This window comes from Allotamlana fucoidanivorans (assembly GCF_006265225.1).
In the GTDB taxonomy this organism is placed as follows: Bacteria; Bacteroidota; Bacteroidia; order Flavobacteriales; family Flavobacteriaceae; genus Allotamlana; species Allotamlana fucoidanivorans.
Window position 1 is genome coordinate 1 of record NZ_VDCS01000056.1, and the last position, 743, is coordinate 743.

Annotated in this window: 1 protein-coding gene; it reads left to right on the forward strand. The window is 44.0% G+C overall.

Annotated features, from left to right (window positions below; genetic code table 11):
* The coding region (locus FGF67_RS17315; RefSeq protein WP_394344310.1) for a hypothetical protein at positions 1–743 on the forward strand (743 nt) is incomplete at both ends.

Below are 743 nucleotides of genomic sequence, written 5' to 3' on the forward strand. Positions count from 1 at the left end.
GTATCGCATGATTTTACCAATCAGTCTATCGACTTCTGTACGGGAGGTACGGTAACTATTACCTGGACGGTAGAAGATATCTGTGGCTCTACTAATCCTACTGCTACATATACCCTAACACAACCGCAAGCAGTAAGCTATACTAGTCCTTCTGATGATAGTGCGGATGCCTGTGAGTTTGATAATGCGGATCCTACTGCTGCTCAAAATGCACTGGATGCTGATATCGCAGCTTGGGTAACGGCACAAACTAATAGTATTAATAACAGTTTAGCGGGGGGATGTTCACCGAGCGTATCGCATGATTTTACCAATCAGTCTATCGACTTCTGTACGGGAGGTACGGTAACTATTACCTGGACGGTAGAAGATATCTGTGGCTCTACTAATCCTACTGCTACATATACCCTAACACAACCGCAAGTAGTAAGCTATGATGCGCCTAGCGATGATAGTGCGGATGCCTGTGAGTTTGATAATGCGGATCCTACTGCTGCTCAAAATGCACTGGATGCTGATATCGCAGCTTGGGTAACGGCACAAACTAATAGTATTAATAACAGTTTAGCGGGGGGATGTTCACCGAGCGTATCGCATGATTTTACCAATCAGTCTATCGACTTCTGTACGGGAGGTACGGTAACAATTACTTGGACTATTGATGATATTTGTGAAACTTTTACTCCTCAAGCTACATATACCCTAACACAACCGCAAGCAGTAAGCTATACTAGTCCTTCTGA